Here is a 22,921-nt window from a genome sequence, read left to right on the forward strand (position 1 = left end):
GGCAAAAAAATATGCGTCACCCACCCATTACGCACAGCTTACGGCTGCTACTTTCCAGTCCTGACCGGGTTCACAGGCTCCTGCCGGATGACGCATTAAGAATATTACACCTATCGCTTGCTAAAGTCAAATTTTTCGGGTTCTAATTTTGAGATGAATTTTAATTATGGCGAGGCTGGAAGATTAAAGAGCTATTGGAAACAAGTTGCACCAATAATATTAAGCTATCCATCCTAACTTCTAATTTCTTAACCATACGATGCTTTGGGCTTAGCTCTCTCGTCATAATTTGTTTAAGAATTTCGCTAAGATTGGTGAGTTCGATTATAACCTGAGCGGTAAATTCAAAACTGGAAGTGGCAAGTTCGGAGTTATAAGAGGAGAAGTGGCGCCGGATTGAATCTATCAACCGCGCCACTTCTTTTCTGTCTCGATTTTGGATATATGCCAGCACTCCTGATAGGGCTATTTCGGCTCTTTCTGAAAGAGCCGTTTCACTTTCTATCTTTTGCCGTTGCTTAAGCAGTGCTTCTACCTGTTTGGAAATTATTTCCTCCCTATGATTTTGCAACTGCCTAATCAAAGATACGTCCGGCATACTTCCCTTTCCCGCTACTTTTATTGATTAGTCGGAGTTAACACCACATCCGGGGTATCAGTTGAGGTGTAGTTAAACTCGATATCTTTCCAAACATCCATAGCTGCTGCCAATTCGGGTGAATTTCGAGCTGCTTCTTCAAGGATGTCTTTGTCATCTGCCAAGTAATCCCGACCTGAGTTACGAGCCTGTACCATCGCTTCCAAAGCAACGCGGTTAGCAGTAGCGCCCGCTGCAATACCCAAAGGATGCCCGAAAGTGCCACCACCGAACTGCATGATAACATCATCTCCGTACAAATCCAATAGGCGAGCGACGTGACCTACGTGGATACCACCAGAGGCTACCGGCAATACGGTTGCAATATCTGCCCAATCTTGGGTAAAGTAGAGACCACGAGTAGGGTCTTGCTCAATATGGTTTTCGCGTAAAAGGTCAGATACGCCTGTTACAAGGTTTCGGTCGCCTTCCAATTTACCAAAAACGGTACCAGTGTGAAGGTGATCGCCACCAGCCAACCGGAGCCATTTAGCCAGTACCTTGAAGCTGATACCGTGATTTTTCTGGCGATCCATTACGGCGTGCATTGCGCGGTGGCAGTGCAGCAGCATTCCGTTTTCGCGTGCCCAGATCGACAGCGAGGTGTGAGCCGACCAGCCCATTGTCAAGAAGTCTGACATAATTACTTTTGCGCCGATTTCTTTGGCAAATTCGGCTCTTTTGTACATTTCTTCGATAGTACCGGCGGTCACGTTCATATAGTGACCTTTCTGCTCTCCGGTTTCCGCTTCAGCCTTAGCAGTGGCTTCCTGGCAAAACAGGAAACGCTCTCTCCAGCGCATAAATGGCTGGCTACCGATGTTCTCATCGTCTTTGGTGAAGTCCAAACCGCCGCGTAACCCTTCATAAACTACACGCCCGTAGTTTCTGCCGGAAAGACCGAGTTTAGGTTTTACGGTAGCGCCCAGTAAAGGACGACCGTATTTGTTTAGCTTGTCGCGTTCTACCTGAATACCATGCGGGGAACCCTGGAAAGTCTTAATGTATTGGGTTGGGATGCGCATGTCTTCTAGGCGCAGGGCTTGCAGGGGTTTGAAACCGAAAACGTTACCGACAATAGAAGATGACAGGTTAGCAATCGAACCTTCTTCGAAAAGCGCCAGATCATAAGCGATGTAAGCAATGAATTGGTTATCATTTCCCGGTACAGGCTCAATATTGTAGCATTTGGCTTGATACCGCTCAAGGTTGGTCAGTCTGTCAGTCCAGACTACTGTCCAAGTAGCGGTTGAGCTTTCGCCCGCGACAGCAGCAGCGGCTTCTTCGATCGGCACACCGGGCTGCGGAGTTACGCGGAAGGCGGCAAGCACATCGCTATCTTTTGGAACATAGCTTAGATTGAGGTAGCCCATAGTGCGATACTCGCGCACGCCCGCGCTGAACAACTGGTTCTGAGTATTTTTTCCATCTTGCACAGCCATCCTGTTATTACTCCTTCAATAATGTGCCAGCGAGCATATGATTGCCAGCCGGTATAAATTTCCAAAAATTATCGTCTTGTTTTTCTTTACAGCAGCGCTTTATTTGTATGGAAAAACTATAACATATATTACTTATAGTTTCCAGACCCAGAAATTGATATTTTCTATAGATTATTCTCTATAGATGGGATATCAAGCCGGTAGCGCTGTTTTGCATGCTGTCCGTAACTCGGCAACCGTCTCTCTAACTCCACGCTGCTTGTTAAACACAGCCGAACCTGCCACAATTACATTAGCGCCTGCTTCAACTACTTCACGTATATTAGAAGCGTTAATGCCGCCATCAACTTCAAGTTCTACGTCGGGCTTTACCTTTGAGATTAGCTCCCAACAACGTCTGATTTTATCAACAGAAGTTTTAATGAACGCTTGACCGCCAAAACCCGGGTTAACGCTCATAATTAAAACCAAGTCGATGTAGGGTAGAATTTCTTCCAGTACGGAAAGAGGAGTGGAGGGATTGAGCGATACACCTGCTCTGGCTCCGCAAGCATGTATTTGCTGTACAGTGCGATGCAGATGTGGGCAAGTTTCCGCATGTACAGTAATGATATTGGAACCGGCTTTTGCAAAGCTCTCAATGTAACGTTCTGGCTTTTCGATCATCAAATGCGTGTCGAAGGTAGCAGTGGTAACTCCTCTAATCGCCTCTACAATCAGTGGTCCAATTGTAATATTAGGAACGAAATGCCCATCCATAACATCAATGTGAATATAATCTGCGCCTGCCTGTATTACCTCCTCAACTTGACTGCCAAGTCGGGCAAAGTCGGCAGAGAGAATTGAAGGAGCTAACTTAAAACTATTGGGCATTGTAAGCACCTCTCGAACTTAATCAGGTAAAGCCAGCGTCATTGCCGTTGCCTGGCTATTTAAATTTTGGATAAGCCAAATGAGGTTTAGGCTGAGTTTTTATCTCGCGGAAGATATTCTATGAATTATCCTGAGATTAGCCGGAACAATAGATTCCAGTTTCATCTCAGGATAGATCTGTTTATGACTTTTATACTTCGTGGAGATTACTAAACTACTATAATGGCGGGCTTTCGGGAGCGAACCCACCCATTACTAGCGCTCTATCCAGACCTTCTTTCTCGACTGAATAGGTGCGATGAGGCGCTTCGGCATCTCCTTCGTGCGCTTGGATATAGGCAGCCAAATCTACGATACGGCTGGCGTAGCCCCATTCGTTGTCGTACCAAACCACTATTCTGGCAAGATTCTCACTCTCCATAATCGCGGTGCTGGCTCCGTCCACAACTCCAGAATGGCTATCACCTCTGAAATCGCTGGAAACAAGTTCAAGGTTGGTAAAGCCCATAATACCCTTTAACTCGCCTTCTGCGGCATCCTGTAGCACTTTGTTAATCTCTTTAACGTTGGTTTTGCGTTCGAGATTTACTGCCAAATCCACCAACGAAACCGTCAGAGTTGGAACGCGATAAGACATACCGTTTAGTCGTCCCGCCAGAGCCGGTATTACTGTGCCTAACGCTTTGGTAGCGCCGGTAGAAGTAGGGATGATGTTAGCTGCCCCTGCTCTGGCACGTCGCGGATCTTTGTGGCTACGATCAAGGATACGCTGATCGTTGGTATATGAATGGATGGTGGACATCATTCCACTTCTGATTCCGAACTCGCGATGTAAGACATTAGCTACAGGTGCGAGTGCGTTGGTGGTGCAGGATGCCGCCGAAACGATTTCGTGACTATCGGGATGGTAGTCGGTTTCGTTTACGCCCATTACAATCGTGATATCTGCGCCATTACTAGGTGCGGTTATCAATACTCTTTCAGCCCCAGCCTGTATATGGGCGGCGGCTTTATCGGCATTGGTAAAAACACCAGTTGACTCGATTACTAGATCAACCCCATAATCCTTCCAGGGGATTTCCAGAGGATTGGTATGGGAGCTAATCTCGATTGGATGCCCATTGACAACAATTTTGTTATTTAATACTTCCACACGTCCTGCAAATGGCCCGTAAGTCGAGTCATATTGAAGCATGTGGGCATTAATATCAGCCTCGCCTCGATCATTAATTGCTACTATATCGAGGTCAATGCCGCGAGCGATAGCGGATCGTATGATTAGTCGCCCGATCCGTCCAAAACCGTTAATTCCTATTCGCATTCTTATTCCTCCGGAAATAAAATGCTGCTTATTTTTTTACCAATTCAAGAGCTTTTGCTACAACATTGTCCGGAGTGAAACCGAACTCACGCAACAGTACTTTATATGGAGCAGATGCTCCAAAATGTTCTAAGCTGATAACTTCCCCATCAATTCCGACGAAGCGTTCCCAGCCCTGCGCAATAGCTGTTTCCACTGCAAGACGCGACCTGATCGCAGAAGGCAAAATAGCTTCGCGATACTCTTTGGTTTGTGCCAAAAATAACTCCATGCTGAGCATTGATACAACTCGTGTCGAGATGCCCTGTGCTTCCAGCAAGAGTCGTGCTTCAAGGCACAATGAAACTTCCGAACCGCTACCTAGCAGGATTAGTTCGGGATTACCGTTGTTGGCATCTGCCACTACATAAGCACCCTGTTCTGCCGTTCCCGGTCCGGTTGCTTTAGCGGCTACCGGAAGATTCTGGCGACTGAGTATTATTGTAGATGGTCCGTTCTTTCGCTTCAAAGCAATCCGCCATGCTTCGATTGTTTCGTTTGCATCTGCCGGACGCAAAACCACCAAATTGGGTATTGCGCGTAACGCAGCGATTTGTTCAATCGGCTGGTGGGTAGGCCCATCCTCACCCAACCCGATGCTATCGTGGGTGAAAATATATATTACGGGCTGATGCATCAGGGCGGAAAGCCTTATCGCCGGGCGAACATAGTCTGAGAATATCAAGAAGGTTGCGCCATAAGGACGTAAACCTCCATATAAAGACATTCCATTTAATGCCGCGCCCATCCCAAATTCACGTATACCAAAGTGTAAATTTCGCCCGCTGTAATCGCTAGAGCTATAATCACCAAAACCTTTTAATTCCGTGTTATTGGAAGGAGCAAGGTCGGCTGAGCCACCCAGCAAAGCGGGCAGTTTCGGCGCTAAGGCGTTCAAAGCTTTGCCGGATGCTACGCGGGTAGCAACCTCGGTTCCGACAGCAAACTCAGGCAAATTCTCATCCCAACCATCCGGTAGAGCGCCTGATAACAGCGCGTTCCATTCGGCGCTAAGATCAGGATATTCTTGCGAATATGTAGTTAGCTTTGCCAGCCACTCAGCCTGCAATTGTGCGCCTTTCCCGACTGCCTGCCTGAAAAATGCCAGAGCTTCATCAGGTACAAAGAATGGCTCAGTTGAAGGGTAGCCTAACGCTTGTTTGGTTAGTTTAACTTCTTCCTCGCCCAAAGGTGCGCCATGAGATTCATGGCTACCATGTTTATTCGGGCTACCATATCCAATTTCAGTGCGTACTGCAATTAGCGTAGGGCGATCTTCGACTGATTGTGCTTCAATAACAGCACGATCAATTGCTTCAAGGTCGTTACCATCTGAAACACGTCCCACATGCCAACCGTAGCTCTCGAAGCGTGCCAGCACATCCTCACTGCTGGAAACTTCTATGTCACCCTCGATGGTAATATGGTTATCATCCCAAAGACAGATCAACTTGCCCAACTTCAGATGCCCTGCAAGCGAACCGGCTTCGTGCGAGATGCCTTCCATCAGGTCACCATCAGAGCAAATCACATAGGTATAGTGATCTACCAGAGTGTTTCCTTCTCGGTTGAAACGCGCAGCTTTCCAACGCTCCGCCATTGCCATACCGACTGCTGTTGCCAGACCCTGCCCAAGTGGACCGGTTGTGGTTTCAACTCCGGCGGTAAGCCCATACTCCGGGTGACCGGGAGTAAGACTTCCCCATTGCCTGAAGGCTTTTAGCTGTTCGAGTGGTAAATCGAAACCATTCAGGTACAACAGGCTATATAATAACATAGATGCGTGTCCGGCAGATAGTACAAACCTATCCCGATTAGGCCACTGCGGGTCAGCAGGATTATAGCGCATATGTTTGGTCCAAAGCACGTATGCCATGGGAGCCATACCTAAAGGGGCGCCGGGGTGCCCGGAATTTGCCTTTTGCACCCCATCGATAGCCAACGCTCTGATTGTGTTTACACACAAATCCTCAAAAGCGCTGTTTTTCGTTACTTGGCTTACCTGTTCGGATACGCTCATCTAGCGAAACCTCCAACCGGCAAAGGACCGGAACCAGGCTTGGCGCCGGGATTGCGTGCTCTCAACAGGTGATAAACTAGGAACAATTGGGTTAAGGCAAGAGGGTGACTACGGCGGGTAACTAGACCAGCGGTATATTGACCCAATTCCTCTTCCAAATTATGTCCGGTCAGATGGAGTTCATCAATGATATAGCGCTCTAGTTTCAGAGCTTTTTCTTCGGTGATAAATCCAAAAATATCAACAAACTCGGCGACTTTTCCGCTCTCACGACCCATAGACAGACGCACACCACCGGAGCCATCAGGGCGAGTTACAACCTTGCTAAAATCAGGGTGCTGCAAGTTACCAGTCATGGTGAGCTTCACATTTAAGAAGGAATCTGAGCCACCTTCATTATTCGGGTCAGGGTAAAAGCGCACAATGGTATCGGCAAAGGCTCTCTGTGGGCGAATAAACTCTTGTGAATCTGGCTCACGTTTATCTAGGTCTGCCAACACTGCTTCTTCGGTATAACCACGCTTGGTGGTATCGCGGGTTATCTTCCAACGCCGTCGCAAATCTTCAGATGGATCTAGGAAGAGGCGAATATCAAACACATCGCGCATCTCTTTGGTGTAATAGGCAAGCAAGCCGTCAATAATGACGTACTCGGCGGGCTGGATATAGACAGGTGGGTCAAAATCACCACGGCTGTGATTATAAACCGGCTTAAGGATCGGCTTACCTTCTTTGAGCAGTTTCAAATGCTGCTCCATAATATCCATATAGTTGCAATCGGGGTGTAATGGAGTCAAATCCACGACCTTGCGCTGCTGGCGATTGTATTTGTGGTAGTCATCCACGCAGATAACCGTCACTCGCTCAGGACCTAACAATTGCTCAATACCCTGAGTAAGGGTAGTTTTGCCGGTTGCACTATCACCTACAACCCCTAACATTACCGGTCTTTTTGTTGAAACATCCAATTCCATTCTTTCTTACCCCTTTCCTTATCCAATTACAAACCCGGATGGGTCTTCGACCACAGTTACCGGATTATTTGAGACTAATTGCCATAACCTATTCCAGTTATGTTCGGTTTTGATGTGCTTTAAATTCACATCAGTACCAGAACTAAGCATCAATGAATGCGTGAATGCCCCGCTGCCTCTATATTTTACTCCTGCAAGTAGTACGCTATCGGTTATACCTGTAGCTGCAAAATATAATTCTTGTCCCTGTACCAAAGTATCGAGATCTAGAATTCTTTCTAGATCAATGTTGGCATCAATTGCATGTGTGTATTCTACCGGATTTTGTGGAGCTAGACGCGCCAGCATTTCCCCGCCCATCGCTTTGAGAGCACAGGCACTGATGAGAGTTCCGGTAGAACTGGCAATACCTGCCAACATATCGATCCCATAACCGCGTAATCCCACTAGCAAGCCCAATTTGATTTCACCTTCGTCAAAAAGGATTACTTTAGCGCCAAGAGATCTTACGGTTTCAATCGTAGTCCGATTAAATTGCTTGTTAAGGATGGCTACGTTTAAGGCTGAAATTTCCTTACCAAGCTTTTCAGCTACCTTATTAAGATTTGTTGCCAAAGAAGCATTAAGATTAATTACCCCTTTGGCAGCAGCCCCTACTGCTAACCGTTCTATATTTTGTACTGGATTAGTAGAGAAAAGACTGTTTTTCCCTGCCAAAGCTGCTACCGAAATGGCATTAGGCATACCTTTTGCCAGTGCTTCCATACTTTCGAGTGGAAGAATGATAAGGTCTTTTTCGGTGCTACCAGCTACCCCAATTTTCCGATTAGTATTCGAATAGCTACTATTTTCGGGGGTTAGCACTACCATATTTTCAATTGCCAGCTTTTCGAGGGAACGAAACATTTCTTCGGTCGCAGCCTGATAAGCTGCGTCTGCATTCCCTCTTCCAAACCACCTAGACGCTTCAAGGGCAGCCATTTCGGTAACCTTTACCAACTCCAAACCTAAGTGGTTAGTTCGATTATTTGCCCTGAAAGCGTTTGTCATACTGCAACTGCCTCTGTTTTATATGTTTTATGCCAACCTTCTGTAATAGGCAGGTTGGTGTAACGTTCATTCCAAGGTGTCGCCCGATAATTGGCTATAGCGTTCAAAATTCCCAAACGGCTTATAGCGGTAGTTTCTAGGAAGTTCTGCCGTTCCTCAGCAGTTTCTAGAGTCATACCTTCTTGCCAAATGGCGCGACCTACCAAAAACCCACTTGCGCCCTCTTCACAGGCAATCTCGACTAAGCGCTGGAAGGTATCGAAGTTTTCGGCTGCGCTGAGAATTACCCAAGGAACCGGAGAAATTGCAGTCAACTCGCGGCAATAAGCCCGCATCTTGCTCTCATCTTTTTCAAAATGTGGGTCAGAAGGAAACTCAGCTTTCAATAAATCGATACCTAAGCCAGACAAGCGGCGGGCTGATTCGAGCACAACTTGCGGCTTGTCAGCGGCAAATTCAGCCGATTCCTTTTTCTGTCCTTTAATTATTGGATAAGACATCGGCTCAAGTAAGAGAGCGATGTCGTGCTGGCGGCATTCTTCGGCTACTCTAACCACTAATTCTTCTTGTTGAGCGGCTACTGACGAATTCGGGTGATAATAAAGCAACAACTTTACTGCGGCTGCTCCCATACTCTTGATTTTTGGTATGCTCCAGCCTTCGGTAATCGGGGTAATACGGGCTTCATCCGTGCCTTCATAGCCCGATTCTTCCAATGAGACAAGCAACCCGATGTTACCAGGAAGCGCACCGGAAGCAACTATCTGGCTAGCTCCATACACAGGGTCAACGAGAATGGCGCTGGAATGAGGGGCAAAAACACGGGTCATTCGAAGCTTTTCGGTCACCACTTCATTGTAACCAACTTTGATATTCGGCATGGCAGCTTGAAGGGATTTTTTCAACGAGCCACGATGATCAATTGCGGTTACGGTAATGATGCCTTTTTCGTTAGACATCTGCTGCATTCCGCGAATTTTCCCAATGTATGTTGCACTGATACTCATCAACCATTCTCCTTAGTTTTCTGAATTATTATATATATATACTGGTAAATGAAAATCAACAAGTATCATTAAGATTTGACAGTAGACTTGGTGAAAGTTATGCTATTTCAGCAGTGATTTAGGAATGCTCTAAGAATAACAATTCTTATGCATAATGTCCAATACATAAACATTCCTTTATTCATAGGATAAGGTAAATGAATTATACTTTGCATCAGTTAAAAGTTTTCTATACTGTTTCAAATTGTGGAAGCTATACAAAAGCGGCGCAACAACTGGGTTTACAGCAGCCAACCGTTTCTGAACAGGTCAGCACCCTTGAAAAAACCTTCGGGCTTGATTTAATCGAGCGGATTCATGGCGGCTTGCGTCTTACCGATGCTGGAAAGGTTTTATACCAATCGGTGCAACATGTTCTCGGTGTATCTGATGATTTAGGACGGATTGTAGAACAGCTACGTGGGCAAAGTACCGGAACTGTACGAGTTTGTGCGGATACAACTGTGGGCACAAGCGCTATACCCGATGTTATCAGCAAGTTTCAACGATTACATTCTGGTATTCAAATAATTCTCGAAGTAGTAAATCGGGCTAAGGTAATTGAAAGACTCGAAGAAGGTAAGGTAGATCTGGCGGTTATGGGAAGACCACCCGACCTAAGAGGCTTGGAAGTGGAAATATTTTTACCGAATGAACTTCTCATGGTGGCTTCGGTGCGTCATCGTTTGGCATACCAGCTTAAATTGCCGCTCAGCGCAATTTCTGACGAGCGTTTTCTGGTGCGTGAAAGTGGCTCTGGTACTAGAACGGCGCTGATAGAATTACTTGAAACTGTGGGTATTAAACCTAAAATTGCAATGGTCTTGAGCCATAACGAAGCGATTAAGCAGGCAGTTATTGCCGATCTCGGAATTGCGCTAATGTCTCGGAATGTGCTTGAACAGGAACTCAAACTGGGTTTGATGACAATTCTCGACCTAGAAGGTTTGCCGATTATCCGACGCTGGCACGTTGTGTCGCCGCCGGGAAAACTGGTTTCTCCGGCTACGCGCGAGTTCAGGCAATTTTTAAAAAATTACCAGCCTAATTCAAAGTAGAATTGAAAATTCTGCCCCAATCCAGCAGGTAATCTTTAAGTACAGTTGCTGCCAGAGAAAGTTTGCGACCCTCGCGGCAAGCAATACACCAGCGCCGTCTTATTGGGAAGCCTTGAACTTGGAGTACTTTAAGGCTACCAGCCGCTACCTCAACCTCGATAGCTTGCTTAGGAAGCACAGTAATACCCATTTCTACAGCAACGCCCCGCTTTATAGCTTCAATACTACCCAATTCTACTAAGGTTTTGAATTCTACACCCAGTTCCTTTAGTACATTTTCCACATCAAGGCGTGTGCCAGACCCACTTTCCCTGATCAAAAGCGGTTCTTCCGAAAGCTCCGGTAATTTATATTGTCGTTGAACTTTATGCAAGTGATACTCAGGAGAAGCTACTACCACCAATTCATTTGGTAGAAACGGTTCTATAGAAAGCTCGTTTGTATGCTCTACAATACCCATTACTGCCAAATCAGCTTGATTGTTCAATAGCTGACGCTCTACCTGATGTCGGTTATTGATTTCTAGAAATAGTTCAATGTTAGGATAGCGCCGGTGATATTCACCCAATAAGGCAGGGACAATATAAATTCCAGCAGTGGTAGTGGCGGCTAACTGCACCGAACCGACCTTCATAGATTTAATATCAGTGACTACTTGATTGATAGAATCGTATTTTTCTAGGAATACAGTTACCTGTTCGTACAAAACTTGCCCTTCGGCAGTCAGAATAACCCCCCGTCCATATCGCGTAAAGAGACTGAAGCCAAGATTTTTTTCCAAGCTGGCAATTTGAGCGGATAGGGCAGGCTGCGAAATAAATAACTCAGCAGCAGCGCGTGAGTAATTTTCGTATTTTGCTACGGTTAGGAACATTCGCAAATGGTGCAGATTGAATTCCATCTTTATCCTCTCATAGATAAAGCCAACTCTAGAAAAGCGCGGGATGGCGGAGATAAGCGCTTTCGCTCAAGATGTACCAAATACCATTGTCGTTCTACCGGAAATCCTTGCACATCGAGTGTAACCAGTTTTCCGCTCGCTAATTCTAGTTCAAGAGTTGCCGAAGAAATGACCGCAACCCCAATTCCGGCGGCTACTGCCTGTTTTATCGCACCGTTATTACTAAGCTCCATTACTATTTGCATTCCTACCCCGTGCTGAGAAAAGATTTTTTCAGTGGAAGCACGTGTACCTGAGCCAGATTCTCGAACGATAAATGTTTCCTTGCTGAGTTCTTCTACAGGAATATCTTTGCGACCTGCCAAACGGTGTTCTGGATCGGCGATAACCACCAGTTTGTTCGAGCGTAAATGCAGGGCAGTCAGTTCTGGGGTCTCCAAAGTATGCCCCATAACCGCTAAATCAGCTTGATGCGAGAAAAGCTGATCTTGCACCGATGAACGGTTAACCACTTGCAAGCTAATTTTGATTTGGGGATAACGGCGTTTAAATTCGCCTAAAATTGCAGGGACAATATAAACACCCGCCGTTGTATCAGCCGCGATTCGCAGCCTGCCGCGCTCCATCCCCTGTAACTCTTCGATCACCAGCATTGCTTCGTCCATCTGGTTTAGTATCTGACGCGCATAGCGATATAGCTCTTCACCGGCATCTGTCAGGCTGAATTTTCGCCCGGTCTGCTCAAAGAGGGACACGCCTCTTAAAGTATCCTCAAGTTTTTGAACTTGCATTGATACGCTTGGCTGGCTAAGGTATAATACATCTGCTGCTTTCGAAAAGCTTCGCTGCTCCACAACTGTAATAAATATAAACAATTGGTGTAGGGTGGGGTAATTTACTCTTTCCATTATAATTCCTGAGTATTATAGACATTAGTTTATGGGAATTATTATAATCTACTCTTTGTATTTATACAACATCTATGATAAATTTTATTCACGGCAATAACATAATTTTGAAAGGATACGTGAGCTTATGAAGCTTGAAACTTTCTCTTACCTACCTCCTATGAATGAGGCGATGCTAAGAAGCCAGATCCAATATATGATCGATAAAGGCTATGCGCCTGCTATCGAGTATAGTGAGACTGTCGATACTTACAATAGCTATTGGAGCATGTGGGGCTTACCGATGTTCGAGATACGTGACGCGGCAGCGGTAGTTTATGAGCTTAAGGCTTGCCAGAAAGCCAATGACAATTGCTATATCAAGATTAATGGCTTTGATCCGTCAACACAGGCTCAAGCGATCAGTTTTGTTGCTTATACGCCAAACAAGGGGTAGTAAATAAGTGGAATCAACGCTTCTGCAAAATGATGAAACCAACCAACCGCCCGAACAAGTAATGGTAGATCTGCCGCAATCCAACCGTGACCGTCAGATTCACCGGATATTACAAGATTTTGATACCGGGATGATCGGGTTACAAGCTGTGAAAACCAGAATACGCGAGATTTCTGCATTCCTGTTAATAGATCGGATGCGTGAACAGGTTGGTTTAAATGCAGAACGCCCGGTGCTTCATATGAGCTTTACTGGCAGACCAGGCACCGGGAAAACCACTGTTGCCATGAAAATGGCGAGTATCCTTTATGAGTTGGGTTATATCAGGCGAAATCACGTAGTGGTTGTTACTCGCGATGACTTAGTAGGTCAGTATGTTGGACATACCGCTCCCAAAACTAAAGATGTTCTCAAAAAAGCAATGGGCGGGGTATTGTTCATCGATGAAGCTTATTATCTTTATCGACGGGAAAATGAAAGAGACTACGGTCAGGAAGCCATCGAAGTTTTATTGCAGGTGATGGAAAATCAACGCGATGATTTGGTGGTTATTATGGCAGGGTACAAAGACCGGATGGCTGAGTTTTTCGCATCAAATCCGGGAGTACGCTCACGTATATCCCATCACATTGATTTCCCTGATTATAACCTTGATGAGCTAATGCAAATCTCAGATTTAATGCTCAAACAGCAGATGTATTATCTAGATTCTGCGGCAGTTGAACCTTATCGGCAGCTGGTAGCATCTCAAATGGAGTTAGCCCATTTCTCCAATGCTCGTACAATCAGAAATTTGATTGACCTGCTAAAACTTCGACATGCCAACCGCCTGTTCATTGCAAACAAATCGGTTACTAAGGATGATCTGGCTAGATTGGATTTGCCTGATATCCCGAACGAGAGCTTAATTGAAACAGGTTCGGACAATTAATTTGTTCCAAACCTATTTTACATTGCTACAAACAAGCTGATTTCATTGCATCAAACAACACTCGCAGCACAGCGTTACTGAATATCAAAATAAACTAACCTTCCTAAATGTCTAACCTATATACCTAAAAGAGCGCATTCTTCTCTAAACGAAGCGGCGTTCTTTTTTTGTCATCCTCAATCCTTGACAACTGACCAACGGTCAGTTATACTTTATATGACCAACGGTCAGTTAAATTCACTAGATTTTGACAGAGGATAAAATAAATGAGCAACCAAAGTAAAACAGCGCTTATAACCGGAGCTTCCAGTGGTTTTGGAGTGGAATTTGCCGGATTTTTCGCGAAAGATGGGCATGATCTGGTTTTAGTGGCACGTAACGAAAGCGTTATGCTACAGCAAGCGGCAGCATTGAGCGCAAAATATGGAGTAAAGGTTAAAGTTTTACCTAAAGACCTTTCTCGTCCTGAAGCGCCACAGGAAATATTTGATCAACTACACGCTGATAATATTACGGTTGATATTTTGGTTAATAATGCTGGCTACGCGACCTATGGTAATTTTGTAGAATTAAATCTTAACGGAGAGTTAGATATGATGCAGGTAAATATGCAAGCTCTAACTCACCTGACCCGTTTGTTTCTGCCCGGTATGGTTGCACGCAGATTCGGTAAAATACTGAATATCGCGTCAACTGCTGCCTTCCAACCGGGTCCCTTGATGGCGGTTTATTATGCTACCAAAGCTTTTGTATTGTCTTTTTCCGAAGCTTTATATAATGAGCTAAGCGGAACGGGCGTAACGGTAACGGTACTTTGCCCCGGTCCTAGCCAGACCGGGTTTCAGAAGCGCGCTGCAATGGAAAAATCAAAGTTGGTTAGCGGCAAAAAGATAATGGATGCTACAACTGTAGCCCGTATCGGCTATGACGCACTGAATAAAGGGAAGATGACGGTTATTCCCGGTTTCCGCAACACTTTTATGATACAAATTGTTCGCTTTACACCCAGAAAAATGGTGCTCGGTATTGTCAGAAACATGCAAGAACGTACCCATTGAGCTAATCTAAAAACGTTATTGCCTTCCTTATTTTCTACTATAAGGAAGGTTTTTGCTATTTAAGGAGAAATTGTGATGAGGAGGGCGCGTAGCGAAGACCAGAAACAAACTCGCCGAGAGGAACTACTTAATAGGGCGAAGGAACTTTTTTCCGCATCCTCTTTCGAGTCGGTAACAATGGCGGACGTAGCTTTAAAAGCAGGCGTAGCGAAAGGTACACTATTTTTATATTTCAAAAGTAAAGAGGAGCTATTTTTGGAGGTACTTGAGCAATTATTGGAAGAGTGGTTCACCGAAATTGATTCGATGCTACCTGCTACCAATTCGGTGGATGATGTGAGCCGCTTGCTCTGCCAATCCCTTGAGAATCGTGCCATATTGACCCGTTTGCTGGCAATCCTTCATACCACACTGGAAACAAATCTTGCGTTTGATAGGTTGGTTAGTTTCAAACTTTTCCTACGCGATCATCTGCTTGCTACCGGCAATTTGCTTGAGCAAAGGCTGCAATTTCTTAAGCCGGGTGAGGGTGCTGTGCTACTTTTGCAGATTGATGCATTGATTATCGGATTAGGGCATCTTTCCAATCCCGGTGAAATTGCCTTGAAGGTGTTAGAAAAACCGGAACTAGCGACACTGAAAGTGGATTTCAGCTTGCAACTTTCCCACACCCTCAAAGTATTTCTACGTGGTCTTGAAGCTGAGGCTAAAGGCTGATTGGTATTGCTTCGACCAAAGCAATAAATGGTTCGGGCGGAACCTGAATATTGATTCCGCGCTGTCCGCCACTTATATAAATATTTTCCATGATCAAGGCAATTTCATCAATATAAACCCTCCAGCCTTTTTGCATCAACGCCAGTGGTGAAATTCCACCGATTACTAGCCCGGTAAGACTCTCCGCTTCTTTTTTGGTAGCCATCCGCACTTTTTTCTCACCGATTGCCAGCCCTAACCCTTTCAAGTTAAGCTCTTGGATAGAAGGTATCAAGACCAAAACCGGCTTGCTTTTACCACTTTCAGGTAATACTACCAGCGTTTTAAAGACCGTTTCCGGCACTGCACCGATAAGCTCTGCTACTTCCTCGGCAGTATGGAAATCGGCTGAATAGGTGAAAACCTCATAGGGAATATTAGCCGCCTCGAGGATACGAGTTGCATTATTTTTGACGGTATTTTTTGCCATATTATGAACCGATTTACCACAATATCTTGAGCACTTTTTCTAATTGATCGGGCGGTAGCAACGGGAACGGTCCCGAAGTTGAAGCTATTTCTGCTAGATTTATTTCGGTCAAGCCTACATCCTTCAGGTGTTGTGGTAATCCCAAATCCTGTACAAGTTTGTACACCGCTGCGGCGGCTGCCTTTGCCAAACCGACTTCCTCAGTAATTCCGGCACGATCAAGCTCAAGTACCCTTGCTATCTTTGCCAAAGCAGCAGCATGTTTCTCGACCATTAGATACATTACTGGAGCAAGTGTTATACACGAAGTTATACCGTGCGGAACATCAAAACTTGCGCCGATTCGCCTTCCCAAATTATGGCTCAATCCCATAGCAGCGCTCATCGAACTGAAAAAGCTCATCCATGCAGCTACCTGTAACTCACCTCGGACAGCCGTATCTTCAGGATTGGCTTTGCATTTCGGTAGATAAGCGAAAAGCTTGTGGATTGCCTCAAGCGCAAGGACATCATTAATGGGGTGGGCACCGGGCGCGTAAAGAGTTTCAACCGCATGGTCGAGCGCTCTGATTCCGGTGGAAAGCCATAAAACTAGCGGGGTAGAAAGCGTTAGTTCAGGGTCAAGAATTACGGTGTGCGGCACAGCCCTAGGATTAACGAAACCTGTTTTCATCTTGAGGGCTTCGTCGGTTACGCCCACTATATGGGTAAATTCGGCGGCAGAGAGGGTAGTCGGTATTGCCACATGCGGCGGCATCTTACCATGTTCTTTAAAAAGCTCAAGCGCAATGGCTTTAGTGCCATCTATCGGGCTACCACCGCCGACGCTCACCAACGCATCAATCTTATGTTGCCGAGCGATTTCTAGAGCGCGTTCTAGGTCGCTTTTTGGCGTATGCTGTCGAATCCCTGAGAAAGTAGCAATATGGTACTCGCCAAGATATGCTTCAATCTTCTTAACTACATCGGTTTGGGTAGCTAGTGTTTGACCTGTGACAATCAACACACGTTTCCCGCCAAGCCGTATGACTTCTTCTGACAGGCGGTGTGCACTACCTGCCCCAAAGATAACATGCTCCATCGGCAGATAATAAAAATCACCTTTAAGTTCGCTCATTTTCCCCTCTTTGCCCTAAATGTGAATTATAATTTCGAGTTGCTTTACAATTATAGTTCCTTATCATGCCCTGATTTATTGGGTATCTTATTAGAGTTATTGCCGTTTTGCACTTTGCGTTCGACCGGTCTTAATACTCGCAGCGTGAACCAGCCCATAAAAGCAACAACAGTCGCCATAACCAACATTCCAACGCCTGCTAACATCCCAACTGCCGCCGTTACCCAGATGCTGGCAGCAGTGGTTAATCCCCCCACCCTGCTTTCATTACGCCAGATTGTACCTGCGCCAAGAAAACCGATTCCGGTGATAATCTGGGCGGCTACACGGGCAGGGTCACCCACAGTTCCAAGATTGTTGAAACCGTATAGCGATACCAACATAAAAGCGGTTGAACCAAGCCCTACCAATATATGAGTACGTAATCCGGCAGGAACATGGGTTTGTTCACGTTCCCAACCTATAAAAGCGGATAGCAGATAGGCTATAACCAGCCTGAAAGTCATTTGAATATCAAGGGGAAGTCCTTCGAGGAATTTTAAATCCATTTTGTGCCTCTTCCTCAAAAATCAGGAGATTATAATTGGTGTTGTCATTTTGGTAGTGCCGCATAACGACGTGAAAACAGCACCTTAACAACAAAAGACTTGAAAATAAGCGTCCCTCAAGTCTAATTCTGGCATGAAAACAAATCAACTAAAACCAGAAAAACCGATGGACGTGGCGGAGCACTTCTGCCCCAATCCAAATTGTCCTACGGTCGGTCTAAAAGGTCAAGGCAACCGACCTGAAACCGCTTCTGAAGCAAAATTTCCTTGAATTGATGTAGCGCAGATATTGACACCTGTGCTAACAAGGCTATAATTAAATTACATGATATTCACTGACTGTCCTCAATTTTGACTCGCACATCTGTACAACCAAAGGCTCACCTCTATAGATCTACCCGATAAGGTATTAACTAGAAGAGAGGCTACTTTATTATGGATGACAAACAGGATACAAGAAACCTGCAACGTTATCTGTTACTGGCGTTGTTTGCATTTTCGCTGTTGCTGGTAACATTCCTTATTTTCGCGAATCTATATCAGGACACTTTCTTTAATTTCCTTACACCCGGTCAGCGTCCTCTGAATCAGTGGCCACGCTATCGGTAACCTGAAGAAATAAAATTGGGCGGGATTATTGCCCGCCTCTCTGTTTAATCAAAAGTTTTATAACTTTAGTGTTTTCGTGTGTCCTACAAATATTCGCGGAGTTTTGCCAACGCCGCTTTATTCATACCCTCTAGGGCGAGCAATTCTTCGTCACTGGCGTTTTTGATTTTCGCGGCGGTTCCAAAGGCTTTCAACAAAGCTTGTTTGCGGCGTGGTCCGATTCCGGGAACTTCATCCAAGGTGGATTTATAAGCCTCTTTGCTACGTACCTGACGGTGGAAAGTAATCGCGAAACGGTGCGCCTCATCGCGAATACGCTGCACCAGATAAAGCGACTCGCTGTTGCGTGGCAGATACACCGAGAGCGGTTTGCCCGGCTGGAAAATTTCGTCATGCTGTTTGGCAAGCCCCACCACCGGAATATCTTCCATCTCCAATTCTTTCATGACCGCCACCGCTGCACTCAACTGCCCTTTGCCCCCATCAATAATCACCAGATCGGGCAAAATTTGCCAGCTATAATCCACCTTGCTTTTGGCTTTTAACTCCGGTTTGGACTTCTTGCCCTTTTTCGCTTCCTTGCCGGGATGCCCACGCACGCCCCAATTGGCATCATGGGGGTCTTGCACTTCCAACCCTGCCTCTTGCCCGGTAAGCTCAAGCGCACCGTTAATAACGTCAAGTTGCGCCAAGGCTGCCTTTTCCTCTTCGCTTGCCATTTCGTTCATCTCGTCAACGGTTTTGGCGCGTTTGAAGCGGCGACTGAGTACCTCCTGCATCGAGGCGTAATCGTTTGCCCCTTCCACCGTCTTGATTTTAAACTTACGGTAATCGGACTTTTTGGGACTACCATCCTCAAACACCACCATGCTCGCTACCGAATTTGTACCTTGCGTATTGGAAATATCGTAGCACTCGATACGGCGCGGGCGAGCGGATAAGCCTAAAGCCTTTTGTAATTCGTTCAAGGCAAAGGTGGTTTTCTGCTCATCGTTCAACCATTTCAGACGGTTCTGTTGCAAAGCCTCAGTAGCATTTTGCGCCACCATTTGCACCAGCGCCTGCTTGTCGCCCGAATCTGGCACTAACAATTCCACCGAACTACCCGCCCTCGCGCTCAGCCACTCCTTCACCACTTCCAAATCGGAAGGGATATTTTGCAACAGCATGCGGGTTGGTATATAGGTCGCTTCGCTATAATACTGGGTGATAAAGCTGGTTAGAATTTCACTCGGTGTCTCGTCTTGCGTACCCTTCATAAAGAAGTGTTCCCGCCCTACCAATTTACCGCGCCGGATAAAGAAGATTTGCACTGCTGCCTCGCCCTCGTCCAGCGCTATTGCAATTACATCCTCATCATAAGTGTGATTGCTCACCACCTTTTGCTGCTCTGTCACCTGCCTCACCGAGATTAATTGGTCGCGGAAGCGAGCGGCGCGTTCAAAATGTAACTCCTCGGCGGCAGCCTCCATTTTTGCTTCCAGTTGTTGAACCACTTCATCGCTTTTGCCTTCTAGAAACATGATGACCTGATTGATAGCGCCGTTATATTCGGCTTTATCGGCGAACCCGGCGCAAGGGCCTAAGCAACGATGGATGAAATAGTCGAGACAGGGACGATCCTCCTTGCCATTAATAGTCAGGTCGCAATTGCGGTAGGGAAACAGCTTTTGCAATACCTGTACCGTGCGATAAGCAGAACCATTACCCGCAAAGGGTCCGAAATAACGCGCCCCATCGTCCAGTACCTTGCGTACAATAATGGTACGCGCCCAGTCCTCGTTTACCGTAACCTTGATATAGGGGTAGGTTTTGTCATCCTTGAGCAGAATGTTATATTTGGGGCGATGTAGTTTGATGAGGGTATTCTCAAGGTTTAAGGCTTCCCGCTCGGTATCCACCACGATATACTCAAAATCGTGGATGCGCCTGACCATCTCCTCTACTTTGGGAGTCTGCCCATTGAGCGAACCAAAGTAGCTCGAAACGCGGTTGCGCAGCGAAATTGCCTTGCCCACATAGATAATATTATTGCCCTCGTCGCGCATTATATATACGCCGGGTTTGTGCGGCAGGGATTTTACTTTCTCATCCAGATAAGTTTCGCGGCTCATGCTCTATTTCAATTCCTTCAAAAAAGTTACCAACGCCCGGTTGAAAAATTCGGGGTTCTCCAGATTTGCCATATGCCCGGCGTGCGGTACTGCGCTGAACTGCCAGTCGGGGATAGCCTGCGCCATTGCCTTAGCCTTATCCAAAGGCATTAGCTTATCATCTACACCGTGAATAATAAGAGCCGGAACTTTAATCTGCGACAATAGGGGAGTCGAATCCGGACGTTCCGCCAAACCGGGCAAGGTCGCAATAATCGTTTCTGGATGGATGCGCTCGATTATGCCCGATAATTGCGCCACCAAATCGGGCTTGTCGCGGTAGGTTTCGGGCGCGAACAGTCCCGGAATCATGCTTTCGGCAATCGCCCCCGAGCCTTTCTGACGCACCGCTTCCAGCGTTTTGTAGCGCAGGTTGCGCCCTTCCGACGTATCGGGATCGGCTTTGGTATCGGCAAGAATCATGGCGCGGATTCTTTGTGGGTACAAGCGATAGAAGGCGAAAGTGATATAGCCGCCCATTGAAAACCCCAACATTGTTGCCTTTTCTATTTTGAGATGATCGAGTAACGCTGCCACATCCACCGCTAATGCTTCCATTGTATTCACATCGCCGGGTGCAATTCCGCTTTTGCCAAAGCCTCGCAAATCAGGCGCAAGCACGCGCCAGCCCGCTTTCGAGAAATAATCAAGCTGTGACAGCCACATAGTATGGTCGAACGGAAAACCATGCAGCAACAACAAAGGCTCACCCATACCCGCTTCCACCCAGAACATCTCCACCCCGTTGATTTGCGCCTTCTTCTCTGACATCTCTATGATCTCCTTAGCTTAAACCAGCTTGTCCAGTTCAAATAATTCTTGCCAGTGCCCCTGCTTAATTTCCCCCAGAAAATTGTGCAGGATAAAAGCGGTTGCGCCCCAGATTACGTAATTGCGGTAGGTGTAAAAAACCATCTGACGCGAATGTCCGTTTATCCGCCAAGTCTCCAGCGTAAAGGCGCGGGGTTGCAGCAATTCAGGCAAAGGCACATGAAATATTTCACCCACTTCATAACCGTCCGGGATAAAGTTCAAAACTTGCGCCGGATTATGCGGTATCGCCACAAAAGGATGTACCATGAAATTGCTGACCACCGTATCGGCTGCCGGGAGTACACCCAAAATCTTCAAGTCGGCGGGGTTTATCCCAAGCTCCTCCTGAGCTTCGCGCAAGGCAGTAACATCTAGAGTAACATCTTCAGGGTCGAAACTGCCGCCGGGGAAACTGATTTGCCCTTTGTGGTTACGCACCTTCTGGCTACGCCGGATAAACAAAACATTGGGTTCACCCTCTAGCAACCGCACCAGCACCAGTATGGCAGCAGGTCGGCGCGTAGTGCCGGACGGTTTGAAATCGCGCTGCGGTACATCAATCGCGCTATCCTGCGCCTTTTTCTCTACTTCTCGCATATTTTTACTACCTCGGAAAAATTATAAAACTCCGGTCAAGCCACCCCTACCGCCGCGAAACGCAACGATTCTCCGCTACGTAGTAGCGCCAAGGCAAATCCTGACCCTGCGAAATACCGATGCGGGTGGTACTCACTATCTGGAAAGAGGGAAGGCGTATTTCGGGTGGCGGTTGCGCGATAAAAAGCGTTTCGCTTTGTAACCCTAGCCCGTTTAATGTACCATTGATTCCCAACGCAGCGGTCAATTTGCCGGGACCGTTCGCCAAATTGCGCTCTTCCGGCTTCACCTTCAACTCGTCCAATCGCCGCCGTTGACGCATCAAATCAAGACCCGCAACGGGTTGCAAGGCGCGCACCAACGCGGCTGCCGGAAAATCGTTGCGCTCGGTAACGGTATTAAACATCCAGTGGTTGCCATAGGTGAAATAGACATAGGCGTGACCGGGTGCGCCCCACATAGTTTCGTTGCGGGGAGTGCGCCCCTTGTAAGCGTGACAAGCCGGGTCGCCTTGTCCCACATAACCCTCGGTTTCCACAATTAGCCCTGCCGCGCTGCCTTCGTAGGTGTGGCATACCAATACCATTCCCAAAAGCTGTTGCGCTACTTCAAGTGTAGGGGCGTTGTAAAATTCCGGCGGCAATTTATGTTGTTCAAAGTAAGTCAACAGCGCGGTTTCTTCGCTTGCCCTTAAGTTATAGTTATAAACCACGCTGTTGCCAGAAATCTGCGAGTTGGCTTCTGGTTAAATCTTCTTCTGCACCGGACAGATAATAGCCGGAAGAATGTTGCAACAGGTCGTTGCTCGCTCCCAAAAACGCTAGATTGTCACTGGTACGCAGAATTTCAAGAAAATAAGCCAGATAGCCTTTTTCGCCCAGCAGCACCAGCGCAGCGCGACTGTAAAAAGCGGTGGCACGCGCCGAAGCCCATGCTTGCCATTTCCGCTCCCAAGCGTCTGAATCATCTATTTCGCCCGAAGGTTTGCCGCGTGCGTACACTGTATCCGCACCGCTACGCAGGTCGTTTAGGGCGCGAACCAAAGTCCTATACAAGGATTCAGCAACCTTCGCTTCGGACAAAGTAGGGGCTTTGCGCTGCCAGCTATCGCGCAAAGCGCACTGCTCTAAGCAATTTTCAAAAAATCTATCGGGGCTGGAATAAACCAACATAAGCGCATGCTCTCCGTTTCGTTTGTTATAAA

At 46.6% G+C, this 22,921-nt stretch carries 24 protein-coding genes and 1 other RNA gene; 6 read left to right on the forward strand and 19 right to left on the reverse strand.

The annotated features are described in order from the left end of the window. Nucleotides 1-5: 5 nt before the first annotated feature. The 9 genes from ffs to OZ401_RS10505 form a co-directional block, all read right to left on the reverse strand. An RNA gene (gene ffs, locus OZ401_RS10465) (signal recognition particle sRNA small type) lies at nucleotides 6-99 on the reverse strand. 61 nt (nucleotides 100-160) lie between these two features. After that, nucleotides 161-598, reverse strand: a complete 438-nt coding sequence (locus tag OZ401_RS10470) for a hypothetical protein (RefSeq protein WP_341468179.1) — start codon at nucleotides 596-598, stop codon at nucleotides 161-163. A gap of 20 nt (nucleotides 599-618) precedes the next feature. Further along, entirely contained in the window at nucleotides 619-2,079 is a 1,461-nt protein-coding gene (locus OZ401_RS10475; RefSeq protein WP_341468180.1) for a ribulose-bisphosphate carboxylase large subunit, read from the reverse strand. Nucleotides 2,080-2,271: 192 nt separating this feature from the next. After that, on the reverse strand, nucleotides 2,272-2,952 hold the full coding sequence (gene rpe, locus OZ401_RS10480; RefSeq protein ID WP_341468181.1) for a ribulose-phosphate 3-epimerase: 681 nt from the start codon (nucleotides 2,950-2,952) through the stop codon (nucleotides 2,272-2,274). Nucleotides 2,953-3,169: 217 nt separating this feature from the next. Further along, complete coding sequence (gene gap / locus OZ401_RS10485; protein ID WP_341468182.1) at nucleotides 3,170-4,273, reverse strand: type I glyceraldehyde-3-phosphate dehydrogenase; 1,104 nt, start codon at nucleotides 4,271-4,273, stop codon at nucleotides 3,170-3,172. A 28-nt stretch (nucleotides 4,274-4,301) separates the two neighbouring features. Continuing rightward, nucleotides 4,302-6,332 (reverse strand): transketolase, encoded by a 2,031-nt coding sequence (tkt, locus tag OZ401_RS10490; RefSeq protein ID WP_341468183.1) that lies wholly within the window; start codon nucleotides 6,330-6,332, stop codon nucleotides 4,302-4,304. Next, complete coding sequence (locus OZ401_RS10495; protein WP_341468184.1) at nucleotides 6,329-7,306, reverse strand: phosphoribulokinase; 978 nt, start codon at nucleotides 7,304-7,306, stop codon at nucleotides 6,329-6,331. Before OZ401_RS10495 ends, tkt begins: the two co-directional genes overlap by 4 nt. 18 nt (nucleotides 7,307-7,324) lie before the next feature. Further along, complete coding sequence (locus OZ401_RS10500; protein WP_341468185.1) at nucleotides 7,325-8,356, reverse strand: fructose-bisphosphatase class II; 1,032 nt, start codon at nucleotides 8,354-8,356, stop codon at nucleotides 7,325-7,327. Further along, nucleotides 8,353-9,363 (reverse strand): tagatose 1,6-diphosphate aldolase, encoded by a 1,011-nt coding sequence (locus OZ401_RS10505; protein WP_341468186.1) that lies wholly within the window; start codon nucleotides 9,361-9,363, stop codon nucleotides 8,353-8,355. The genes OZ401_RS10500 and OZ401_RS10505 overlap by 4 nt, the downstream gene beginning before the upstream one ends. Nucleotides 9,364-9,560: 197 nt before the next feature. On the opposite strand from OZ401_RS10505, the gene OZ401_RS10510 reads away from it, so the two are divergent. Next, nucleotides 9,561-10,460 carry a LysR family transcriptional regulator gene (locus tag OZ401_RS10510; RefSeq protein ID WP_341468187.1) on the forward strand — a complete coding sequence of 300 codons (900 nt, stop codon included), beginning with the start codon at nucleotides 9,561-9,563 and terminating at the stop codon, nucleotides 10,458-10,460. Here the strand turns inward: OZ401_RS10510 and OZ401_RS10515 are convergent. Beyond that, nucleotides 10,447-11,361 (reverse strand): LysR substrate-binding domain-containing protein, encoded by a 915-nt coding sequence (locus OZ401_RS10515; protein ID WP_341468188.1) that lies wholly within the window; start codon nucleotides 11,359-11,361, stop codon nucleotides 10,447-10,449. The two genes, OZ401_RS10510 and OZ401_RS10515, sit on opposite strands and share 14 nt — an antisense overlap. 2 nt (nucleotides 11,362-11,363) lie before the next feature. Then, a complete protein-coding gene (locus tag OZ401_RS10520; protein ID WP_341468189.1) occupies nucleotides 11,364-12,269 on the reverse strand; it encodes a LysR family transcriptional regulator in 906 nt (301 codons plus the stop codon). Between the two features lie 127 nt (nucleotides 12,270-12,396). Between OZ401_RS10520 and OZ401_RS10525 the strand changes: the two genes are divergently transcribed. From OZ401_RS10525 to OZ401_RS10540, 4 genes are all read left to right on the forward strand, one after another. Continuing rightward, nucleotides 12,397-12,705: a ribulose bisphosphate carboxylase small subunit gene (locus OZ401_RS10525; RefSeq protein WP_341468190.1), complete on the forward strand. Its 309-nt coding sequence runs from the start codon at nucleotides 12,397-12,399 to the stop codon at nucleotides 12,703-12,705. A gap of 61 nt (nucleotides 12,706-12,766) precedes the next feature. Continuing rightward, nucleotides 12,767-13,636 (forward strand): AAA family ATPase, encoded by an 870-nt coding sequence (locus tag OZ401_RS10530; RefSeq protein ID WP_341469875.1) that lies wholly within the window; start codon nucleotides 12,767-12,769, stop codon nucleotides 13,634-13,636. Between the two features lie 266 nt (nucleotides 13,637-13,902). Beyond that, nucleotides 13,903-14,694: an SDR family NAD(P)-dependent oxidoreductase gene (locus OZ401_RS10535; RefSeq protein ID WP_341468191.1), complete on the forward strand. Its 792-nt coding sequence runs from the start codon at nucleotides 13,903-13,905 to the stop codon at nucleotides 14,692-14,694. A gap of 75 nt (nucleotides 14,695-14,769) precedes the next feature. Next, nucleotides 14,770-15,411, forward strand: a complete 642-nt coding sequence (locus OZ401_RS10540) for a TetR/AcrR family transcriptional regulator (protein ID WP_341468192.1) — start codon at nucleotides 14,770-14,772, stop codon at nucleotides 15,409-15,411. Here OZ401_RS10540 and OZ401_RS10545 read toward each other — a convergent pair. From OZ401_RS10545 to OZ401_RS10555, 3 genes are read right to left on the reverse strand one after another with little or no spacing between them, the layout of a single operon-like run. Then, complete coding sequence (locus tag OZ401_RS10545) at nucleotides 15,401-15,880, reverse strand: YbaK/EbsC family protein (protein WP_341468193.1); 480 nt, start codon at nucleotides 15,878-15,880, stop codon at nucleotides 15,401-15,403. The genes OZ401_RS10540 and OZ401_RS10545 overlap by 11 nt on opposite strands. Before the next feature lie 13 nt (nucleotides 15,881-15,893). Next, a complete protein-coding gene (locus OZ401_RS10550) occupies nucleotides 15,894-16,997 on the reverse strand; it encodes an iron-containing alcohol dehydrogenase (RefSeq protein ID WP_341468194.1) in 1,104 nt (367 codons plus the stop codon). 50 nt (nucleotides 16,998-17,047) lie between these two features. Next, nucleotides 17,048-17,545, reverse strand: coding sequence for an MgtC/SapB family protein (locus OZ401_RS10555; RefSeq protein ID WP_341468195.1), 498 nt, complete (start codon nucleotides 17,543-17,545; stop codon nucleotides 17,048-17,050). A gap of 435 nt (nucleotides 17,546-17,980) precedes the next feature. Between OZ401_RS10555 and OZ401_RS10560 the strand changes: the two genes are divergently transcribed. Next, nucleotides 17,981-18,154: a hypothetical protein gene (locus tag OZ401_RS10560; protein WP_341468196.1), complete on the forward strand. Its 174-nt coding sequence runs from the start codon at nucleotides 17,981-17,983 to the stop codon at nucleotides 18,152-18,154. A gap of 83 nt (nucleotides 18,155-18,237) precedes the next feature. On the opposite strand, the gene uvrC is transcribed toward OZ401_RS10560, so the two are convergent. From uvrC to OZ401_RS10585, 5 genes are read right to left on the reverse strand one after another with little or no spacing between them, the layout of a single operon-like run. Further along, nucleotides 18,238-20,268: an excinuclease ABC subunit UvrC gene (uvrC, locus tag OZ401_RS10565; protein ID WP_341468197.1), complete on the reverse strand. Its 2,031-nt coding sequence runs from the start codon at nucleotides 20,266-20,268 to the stop codon at nucleotides 18,238-18,240. Nucleotides 20,269-20,271: 3 nt separating this feature from the next. After that, nucleotides 20,272-21,078: an alpha/beta fold hydrolase gene (locus tag OZ401_RS10570; protein WP_341468198.1), complete on the reverse strand. Its 807-nt coding sequence runs from the start codon at nucleotides 21,076-21,078 to the stop codon at nucleotides 20,272-20,274. A gap of 18 nt (nucleotides 21,079-21,096) precedes the next feature. After that, complete coding sequence (locus tag OZ401_RS10575; RefSeq protein WP_341468199.1) at nucleotides 21,097-21,717, reverse strand: NUDIX hydrolase; 621 nt, start codon at nucleotides 21,715-21,717, stop codon at nucleotides 21,097-21,099. A 46-nt stretch (nucleotides 21,718-21,763) separates the two neighbouring features. After that, entirely contained in the window at nucleotides 21,764-22,384 is a 621-nt protein-coding gene (locus OZ401_RS10580) for a DNA-3-methyladenine glycosylase (RefSeq protein ID WP_341468200.1), read from the reverse strand. A gap of 34 nt (nucleotides 22,385-22,418) precedes the next feature. Beyond that, entirely contained in the window at nucleotides 22,419-22,889 is a 471-nt protein-coding gene (locus OZ401_RS10585; protein WP_341468201.1) for a hypothetical protein, read from the reverse strand. Nucleotides 22,890-22,921: the final 32 nt, after the last annotated feature.

Source organism: Candidatus Chlorohelix allophototropha (assembly GCF_030389965.1).
Lineage (GTDB): Bacteria > Chloroflexota > Chloroflexia > Chloroheliales > Chloroheliaceae > Chlorohelix > Chlorohelix allophototropha.